5 protein-coding genes are annotated in these 8,327 nt (G+C 67.4%); 3 read left to right on the top strand and 2 right to left on the bottom strand.

What is annotated here, in order from left to right:
* Nucleotides 1-99 precede the first annotated feature (99 nt).
* The 3 genes from argA to QZY48_RS17290 all read left to right on the top strand — a co-directional run bounded on the left by argA (nucleotide 100) and on the right by QZY48_RS17290 (nucleotide 5,207).
* Complete coding sequence (gene argA / locus QZY48_RS17300) at nucleotides 100-1,491, top strand: amino-acid N-acetyltransferase (protein ID WP_295433271.1); 1,392 nt, start codon at nucleotides 100-102, stop codon at nucleotides 1,489-1,491.
* A gap of 108 nt (nucleotides 1,492-1,599) precedes the next feature.
* Entirely contained in the window at nucleotides 1,600-3,327 is a 1,728-nt protein-coding gene (locus QZY48_RS17295) for an OmpA family protein (protein ID WP_295433269.1), read from the top strand.
* A gap of 314 nt (nucleotides 3,328-3,641) precedes the next feature.
* Nucleotides 3,642-5,207, top strand: coding sequence for a glycosyltransferase family 39 protein (locus QZY48_RS17290; RefSeq protein WP_295433268.1), 1,566 nt, complete (start codon nucleotides 3,642-3,644; stop codon nucleotides 5,205-5,207).
* Nucleotides 5,208-5,362: 155 nt separating this feature from the next.
* Here QZY48_RS17290 and QZY48_RS17285 read toward each other — a convergent pair whose 3' ends face one another.
* Nucleotides 5,363-6,481, bottom strand: coding sequence for a hypothetical protein (locus tag QZY48_RS17285; protein ID WP_295433267.1), 1,119 nt, complete (start codon nucleotides 6,479-6,481; stop codon nucleotides 5,363-5,365).
* Nucleotides 6,465-8,162 carry an AAA family ATPase gene (locus QZY48_RS17280; protein WP_295433265.1) on the bottom strand — a complete coding sequence of 566 codons (1,698 nt, stop codon included), beginning with the start codon at nucleotides 8,160-8,162 and terminating at the stop codon, nucleotides 6,465-6,467. The genes QZY48_RS17285 and QZY48_RS17280 overlap by 17 nt, the downstream gene beginning before the upstream one ends.
* Between the last annotated feature and the right edge of the window lie 165 nt (nucleotides 8,163-8,327).

Below are 8,327 nucleotides of genomic sequence, written 5' to 3'. Positions count from 1 at the left end.
GGCGAGAGAATCCCGGGCGCTGCGATAACCTCGATTACGACAACGACAACGACAACGACAACGACGCGGCAACCTATCCCTAATGAACTTGTTTAACTTATGCCCGATCCCACCCCGGCCCAGGACCACCCCCACCCGCACGACCCCTTCGTCGACTGGGTGCGCCAGGCGACCCCCTACATCCACGCCCACCGCGGCCGCACCTTCGTCATCTGCTTCGGCGGGGAGGCGGTGGCCGACCCCGGCTTCGCCCACCTGATCCATGACATCACCCTGCTCCACGGGCTCGGCGTGCGCGTGGTCCTGGTCCATGGGGCGCGGCCCCAGATCGAGGCGCGCCTGACCCAGCACCACAGCGAACTGCGCTACGTCAACGGGCTGCGCATCACCGACGACACCGCACTCGGCTGCGTCAAGGAGGCCGCCGGGGTGGTGCGGGTGGAGATCGAGGCCCTGTTCTCGATGGGGCTCGCCGACTCCCCCATGGCCGGGGTCCGAATCCCGGTCGCCTCCGGCAACTTCGTCACCGCCCGGCCCCTGGGGGTGCTGGACGGGGTGGACTATCGCCAGACCGGGGTGGTACGGCGGGTGGACCGCCAGTCGCTGGTGCAGCGCCTGGACGCCGGGGCCGTGGTCCTGATGCCGCCGCTGGGCTATTCGCCCACCGGCGAGGTCTTCAATCTCAGCGCCGCGGACGTGGCACGCTCCGCGGCCATCGCGCTCAAGGCCGACAAGCTGATCTTCCTGACCGAGGAACCGGGGGTGCGTGACGCCGCCGGCGCGCTGGTCTCCAATGTCCTGAGCGGCGAGGTCGAGTCACTGCTCGCCGCGACCCCGGGTCCGGCGCCGCACCAGACGGCGGCGGCGGGCGTGCCCGCTGGCCTTACCGAGGATCTGGCGCAGGCCCTGCGGGCCGGGGCCGACGCCTGCATCCAGGGGGTCCGGCGCGTCCACCTCATCGACCGGCACCGCGACGGCGCCCTGCTGCGCGAGCTCTACACCCGCGACGGCAGCGGCACCCTCATCACCGGTCAGCCCTACGAGGGCCTGCGGCCGGCACGCGCCGAGGACGTGACCGGGGTCCTGGACCTGCTGCGCCCCCTGGAGGAGCGCGGGGTCCTGGTGCGGCGCTCCCGGGAGCGGCTGGAGTCGGAGATCGACCGCTTCTTTCTGATGGAACGCGACGGGCTGGTCATCGCCTGTGCCGCGCTCTATCCCTACCCGGATCAGGGCATGGGCGAACTCGCCAGTGTCGCCGTGCACGACGACTACCGCGGCGGCCGGCGCGGCGACAAGCTCCTGGAGCACCTGGAGACCATCGCCCGCGCCCGCGGGCTCAAGCGGCTCTTCGTCCTCACCACCCAGACCGCCCACTGGTTCCAGGAGCGCGGCTTCGCCCCCGCGTCCCGCGCGGCGCTGCCGCCGGAAAAACAGGCGCTCTACAACGAGCGGCGCAACTCACTGGTCTTCATCAAGGACTTGGCGGCCTGACCAAAAAAGGTTGCGCTCCCCTTGCCGCAAGTCCCCGCGCTTCGGCTATCCTCTGCGTCCGCCAAGCGGCGCCCGACTCCACCACTCAGGCCCCCGGAGACCATTCCCATGTCCGAATCCCGTCCCTCGCTCTACAAGGTCTTCACCTGGGTCCTCCTGGCGGCCTTGATCGGGGTCTACGCCCTCTACAACTGGTACACGGGTACCCTGAACCAGCGGCTCGCCGAACAGGACGCCGCGGTCAGCGAGACGGCGCTCAAGTTGGCCGACACCGACAAGCAACTCCAAGGCCTGACGCAGAGCGAGCAGGGCCTGCGCACCCAACTGGCGACGGCCGAGGCGGGCCTCCAGTCGACGACGGGGCAACTCGAGGAGGCGACCACCCAGGTCGCCGCCCTGACCAGGCAGATCGAGCAGGACAAGCAGGAGAGTGCCGCGGCGGCGGAGCGCGAAAAGGACCTGCAGGCCCACGTCGAATCCATGGGCGCCGAGCACGAGGGGGCGCGCAAGGAACTCGTCGGTCGGATGGAAAGCATCCACAAGGCGCGCGCCGACCTGGAACTCGCGCACCGGGCCAGTCAGAAGCGGATCAAGGACCTGGAAGGGGAAATCGCCCAGCTCAACCAGCGCATCGCCGACGCTGACGCTCGCTATGCCGCCAAGGCCAAGGAACAGGAGGCGCGGCTCAACGAACGGGTCAAGTCCTACCGCCTCGCCCTGGAGGGCAGTGACCCCGAGCGCGCCGCCCTGGTGAGCCAACTGGAGCAGCAGGCCGCCGCGGAGCGCGCCGCCCTGGTGCAGGCGCAGGAGCGGCACCAGGCGGACCTCGACGCGGCCGCACAGGCGCGCACGGCCGCGGAGGCGGACCTGTCCGCCCGCCTGGCCGAGGTCCAACAGCAGGCCGAGACCCAGGCCCAGGCGGCCGCGGCGGCGCAGGAGGCCAAGGCGGCCGCGGACGAGGCTTTGCGCGAGGCGCGCGGCAAGGCGGCCGCCCTCACCGAGGAGACGCAGGGCGCGCGTGACGCCCTGGCCGCGCTGGAGCAGAAATATGAACAGACAGTGGCCGAGTTGCGCGCCGAGCTCGACCAGGCCGGCCAGGCCCTGACCACGGTGCAGGCGCAATTGAGCGACGCGGTGGCCGCGGCGACCCAGGACCGGGACGCGCGCGACGGGCAGGCCAAGCTCGCGCAACAGCGCATCGGCGAACTGGAGCAGGACCTGAAGACCGCCCAGTCGCGCTATGAAGAGACCCTGACCGAGGCACAGCGCACGCTCGAGCAGGCGCGCGCCGAGGCCCAGCAGCAGGCCGAGCAGACCCTGGCCGCGGAGCGGGCCAAGGCCGAGGCGGCACGCGCGGCAGAGCGCGACCAGGCCGCGCAGGCGCTCGATCTGGAGCGCCAGGCCAAGGCCGCGGTGGTCACCCAGGTGCGCGGGCTCAGCAGCCGCTATACGCAACTCAAGGCACAGCAGACGGACCGGGGCATGTTGGTCAACCTGGGCGATGAGCAACTGCACTTCACCACCGGGGCGGCGACCCTGCCCAAGGGGCAGATCGCGAGTCTGGACCGGATCGGCGCCCTGCTGGTCGAATACCCGACCCTGACCGCCCGCATTGAGGGCTACACCGACAGTTCCGGCGCCGACCAGACCAACCTCACCCTGTCCCAGGCGCGGGCCGAGGCGGTCCGGGCGGGCCTGATCGCGCGCGGCGTCGCCGCCGAACGGCTCAGTGCCGAGGGCTTCGGCAAACAGCGCCCGCTCACCGAGAACACCACCCCCGCCGGCCGCCGCAAGAACCGCCGGGTCGAGGTCTATCTGATCGAACCGGCGCCCTGAGGCGAAGATTAAGAATGGCTCTCACGGAGACACGGAGACATCGTTGTCGTTGTCGTTGTCGTTGTCGTTGTCGTTGTCGTTGTCGTTGTCGTAATCGAAGAAGCGATGCAATCTGGGGTGCGAAAGAATCCGCGGCGCCAGGATAATATCGACAACGACAACGACAACGACAACGACACAACGACAACGGCACTAAAGGCTTCCTCTAATGGACTTGTTTAACCTATTAGTAAACCGTTCCTCACGATGCACTGGTTTGGTGTTGGGTCTTTCTGCTCCGTGCCTGCGAGTCTCTGTGAGAGGATTCAATAGCTATGGGTAAGGACTCTGCCGCTTCTCCCTGGCCGCTCGCCGCCGGGCTGATCCTGGCGATGACCCTCTGGCACCTGGGCGCCGCCGCCCTGTTGCCGGTGACCCAGGACGAGGCCTATTACTTCGACTGGGCGCGCAGCCTCTCCTGGGGCTATTTCGACCACCCGCCGGGGGTTGCCGCGGTCGGGCTCGGCACCCGGCTCGCCGCCGACTCCGTCCTGGCGGCGCGGCTGGGCGGACTCCTGGCCGGCACCCTGACCCTGGTCTTGCTCGCCCGCCTCTACTACCACAGCGGGCTGGTCCGCCGCGACGACCTGGGCCTCGCCCTGGTGCTCGCCTTCGCCACCCTGGCGGGACTGGCCGGCGGTCTCCTCACGACCCCGGACACGCCGCTCGCACTCGCCTGGGCCCTGGCCCTGCACGAGGGGGAGCGCGCCCTGGCCGGCCAGCGGCGGCGCTGGCTCACCGCGGGCCTGGCCACCGGCCTGGGGCTGCTCGGCAAGTACAACATGGTACTGATCGGCCCGGTCTTCCTCTGGGCCATCTTATGGTGCGACCCGCGCGCCCTGCGCACCCGCTGGCCCTGGCTGGGCGGCCTGCTCGCGGTGCTGGTGTTCGCCCCCAACCTGCTGTGGAACCTCGACCACGACTGGCTGACCCTGCGCTTCCAGTTCGGCCACGGCTTCGCCCTGGACCCCGGGGTCCTGGTCGGCCCCGGGGCCGGCACCGCGTCCGCGGCCATCGAGCCGGCGCCACCCGCGTCCTGGTGGGGGCGCGGCGGCGCACTGCTGCGCTATCTCGGGGGCCAACTCGGGCTCTGGGGGCTGCTCGCCCCGGCGCTGATCGCGCTCGTCGTCACGCGGACCGGCCGGCGGGCCGATCCGGGCGGCACCGGTGCCGTCATCGCCGCGCACGCGCGCCCCCTGCTCCAGGCCGCCGCCCTGTTCCCACTCGGATTCTTCGCCCTGGTCGCCCTGGGAAGCGAGGTCGAGGCCAACTGGCCGGCGGTCTACCTGCTCGCCGCCCCGGCGCTCCTGGCCGCACCGCTGCGGGGCCTGCGCCGCTGGGTGCTGGCCGGCGCCGCCGCCAACCTACTGCTGGTGAGTCTCTACGCCTACCACGGCGCCACCGGGGCCCTGCCGCTCCCCGACGGCCAGAACCGGATCCTGCGCGAGACCCACGGCTTCCGCGACCTGGCGACGCTCATCGCGGGCCTGGACGCCCCCGTCTACGCGGACCGTTACCAACTCACCGCCATGCTGCGCTTCTACCAGCCGGGACTACCCATCAGCCAATGGCCCGGCCTCACGCGCCCGTCCGAGTACCTGCTGGGGCAGATCGCCCCGCGGGTGGACCCCGCGGCCCAGACCGGCCCCTTTTGGCTCGTCACCCGCCGCCCGGTCCCCCCGACCCTGCCCGGTTTCACCAACGCCGCCAGCCGCACCCTCTACGACTGCCCCGGCGCCCCACTCGCCGAGACCGCCGCGGCCCCCTGTGCCAAGCCGCTGCACGAGTGGCACCTCTACCGGTTCGAAAAATCGCCCGCTGGGCGATTTTTTGAACCATGAAGGGGAATTAGGAGAAAGAGGCGGGGGTGGGCGGCTCGAGTTGGACCGATTGCGCTCGTGATACCGCTCCAGAGGCCGGGTACGGATTCCTGTAGGATGGGTAGAGCGCAGCGAAACCCATCGTTTGCGCTAAGGATTAGGTCCAGCCTCTTTCGTCAAACCAGATTGTCCGACAGAAAAGCGCAGTGCTCCTCATCCGCGTAGATGGAAAGCTCTTCAAACACATGGGACCTGGTGTCACAGGCGATTGAGAGTAGTGCGACTTCCATCATGGCGTTGGGCATCAGGCCGATCTGTGCCCGTGCGTCCTCGCGCCAGTCGATCAAGAGTGTCTCCAAGGTCCCCGCTGAGACCTGCTGTCTTCTGCCGATACGACAGCGGATCTTCTCTTGAACGCGCTGAAATTGGGTTCGATATTCGTTGGTCCACCGGCTACCCAGGTTGACCAGACAGTCCAGGTTCTCGACACGGCGCCGATTGACGGGGTCCAGCGCATCCAAAGAGACCATGCCCTTTGCGATCGTCACGGCGAAGGTGTCATGCGCGCTCCGCAGGTACGGATGGAACCAGTCGGCGAAGGGTTCCAAGGCCTCCGCGTTCAATACGGGTTTGCTTCCCTTGTTTTCAGTGCCATTGCAGGCCGCGCAGATCTCGACCAAATTGTACGGGTGGCAGCACAACTCAGGGAAGTTCTCCTTGGGCAGCCAGTGATCCAACTCACTACCGTCCTTGCCGCCATCGCAGAGTGGGCAGACCTTCAGCTTCGGGTTCGCGGCTTGTGCAGTCGTGACGACATCGGCGTGTTTGAAATCCTTGCCTGCGCTACCGTCGGCTTTGACAGGAAACCCGTTGTTTAGAGCGATCAAATAGAAGGCTTCAAGCAGTTCTCGGTAGACGTCAGAAGCTTTCTTGCTCAGTGCCTTATCGCGTGGCCTGGTTGCAGGTGGATGCGCTGCGGGGTCGAAGGCCAAGCAGAATTCCAGGTTGTCCTTGAGGTGTACAAGACATTGATGCCTGTCGACCGTCGGCAGAGCCGCAAGGGCTTTCATCCGCTCCAGCATCGAGTGTTTGTTCGTTCCCTTGGTTCGATACCAACCGCAATACCGGCTGACCCAATCGCTTTCAATGTCTGGCAGCACGTTCTGAGCCCACGCAGCGGTAATGTCAGGCGCCTGGATTTTGGGATCACAGAGGGCCGTCATTAGCTTCGTTTGAAGCTTGACGATCCACTCAAGCGCCAGCCGGCAATCGGCCACCTCAAGTCGGTGCAGCATTGCGGTCTATGTCTTTTAGAATGGCGCGAAACTCAGAGCGATGGAACCCGGGGCCGATGCTCTCGATCAACTTCTCCAACTCGGCGCGGTCGGACGGCTGCCAGTCGCGCTGGAGTTGTTGGTCCAGCCAGGCGGCGGCGCGCTCCCCGATACTCTCCGGTACGCCGAAGAGCCGGACCATGACCTCGCTGGGGTCGGCACCGAAGGTCTTTGACGCGATCTTGACTACCGCGGAGGCGCCGTCGCGCTTGTCGAGCAGGATTATCTCATCGTTGAATACATCGGTCAGGGTGATGCTGGAATGGGTGGAGATCAGCACGTCGTTCGCCGTGTCTTTCAGTACGCCGTCGATGATGTCGACGATCTCGCGCTTCCATTTGTCGTTGAAGTGGGTCTCCGGCTCGTCGAGCAGCAACAGTGCGTCGTCGTAACCCTCCAGCAGGTGGAACAGGGCCATGCGGAACAGGAACATCTGTTCGCCGTCGGAGAGTTCATCGAACAGCAGGCAGTCGTCCGGCTCGGTCTTGCGCAACGCTATATCGAGGTCGCCGAGCAGGCCGGCGCGTTGCAGGTCCAGCAACTTGAGGAAGACCTGATAGGGGTGCTGGTCTGCACCGCCGAGAAAGTCCTGGAGGCGGGCGATGGCGGGGCCATCGCCGTCGTCCTGGCGCAGGTCGATGTGCAGGGTACGGCGCCGGCTGGGCTCCGGCTCTCTGACCACCGCCGTGGCCAATTCATAGAGGTCCTTGAGTCTGGTCAGGGAGCGCTCCCGCTTGAAGCGAGCCAGGTCCAGGTCCAGTCGCCAGGCGATCGACACGGGCCAGAGCCAGCCGACCTGGGTCAACAGGTTGCGCAGACTGGCCGAACGTGGGGGCGGGGCCTCCCCGGGCCGCCGGTCCTGGGCCTCGAGCCCGGCGTGCAGGGTGCGACGAAAGCCGGCCTCGTCGCTGGACTGTTCCAGGTCCCGCACGGACTGGTTCAGGACGGCGGCCAGAAAGGCGAGTTTGACCCGCTCCGGCGTCAGCAGCAGCACCCGTTCCTGGTCGCGGGGGGCCAACGCTTGATCGGCTGCGTTGAGCGCCTCCAGTCGGGCGCTGGCCTCCTCGGTGCCCTGACTCCCCTGGTAGCGCTGCTCCTGGTCCCGGTCCCAACCCGCAGGGCGTTCCTGGGTGGTGTCATAGTCCGAGGACTGCGACACGAGGTCCACCTCGGACGCATCAGGCTCGCGCCGGGCGATCTCTTGCCACGGATTGAGGCTGCCGGTGGTATAGGCCAGCACGGCACGGGGCAGATAGGGGTCCACGCTGGGCCAGCCGCCGCTCGTGATCAGTTGCTCGGCGGGCGCGTCGCCACTGCGCAGGCGCACCAGCAGGGCCTGCCATTCCTCGACCGTCATCGATGCCGCGCAGGGTTCCGCCAACTTCCACCAGTAGGCCCGTGACAGTCCCTCGTCGGAGTGGAACAGCAGGGTTGAGCGTTCTGCACCCCGGCCAAGGTCATAGGCCAGGGTCACCGGGTAGTGGGGGACGCGAAAGGGTGGCGACTCGTTGCGCGCCAGGGTGAGAAAGGTCTCGAAGATCGCCTGTTGCAGATGGGTCTTGCCGCTGCCGTTGACGCCGACGACGAAGCGGATGGCGCACTGGTGCTGCAGCAGGGATTCGGCGCTGAAGGTGATCGCCACATCGTCCAGCGGCGGGTAATGCCGGAGGTGATTAGCGTCGAAACTCAGCCAACGAGCGGTCGGCAGTCGCGAGCCTCACAAATTTGAGCCTGGGGGTCCATACTTAAGGTAACCCACCGGCGAGGACGCGGCCATGCCCCAGAATCCGATCCAGTTCCAGCCCGG

The organism is uncultured Thiodictyon sp. (genome assembly GCF_903828115.1).
GTDB lineage: Bacteria > Pseudomonadota > Gammaproteobacteria > Chromatiales > Chromatiaceae > Thiodictyon.
This window is presented reverse-complemented; position numbering and strand designations above follow the sequence as displayed.

Excerpts from the sequence above, each read along its gene's own strand:
- argA (WP_295433271.1), top strand. The coding sequence starts at position 100 with ATGCCCGATCCCACCCCGGCCCAGGACCACCCCCACCCGCACGACCCC.
- QZY48_RS17295 (WP_295433269.1), top strand. The coding sequence starts at position 1,600 with ATGTCCGAATCCCGTCCCTCGCTCTACAAGGTCTTCACCTGGGTCCTC.
- QZY48_RS17290 (WP_295433268.1), top strand. The coding sequence starts at position 3,642 with ATGGGTAAGGACTCTGCCGCTTCTCCCTGGCCGCTCGCCGCCGGGCTG.
- QZY48_RS17285 (WP_295433267.1), bottom strand. The coding sequence starts at position 6,481 with ATGCTGCACCGACTTGAGGTGGCCGATTGCCGGCTGGCGCTTGAGTGG.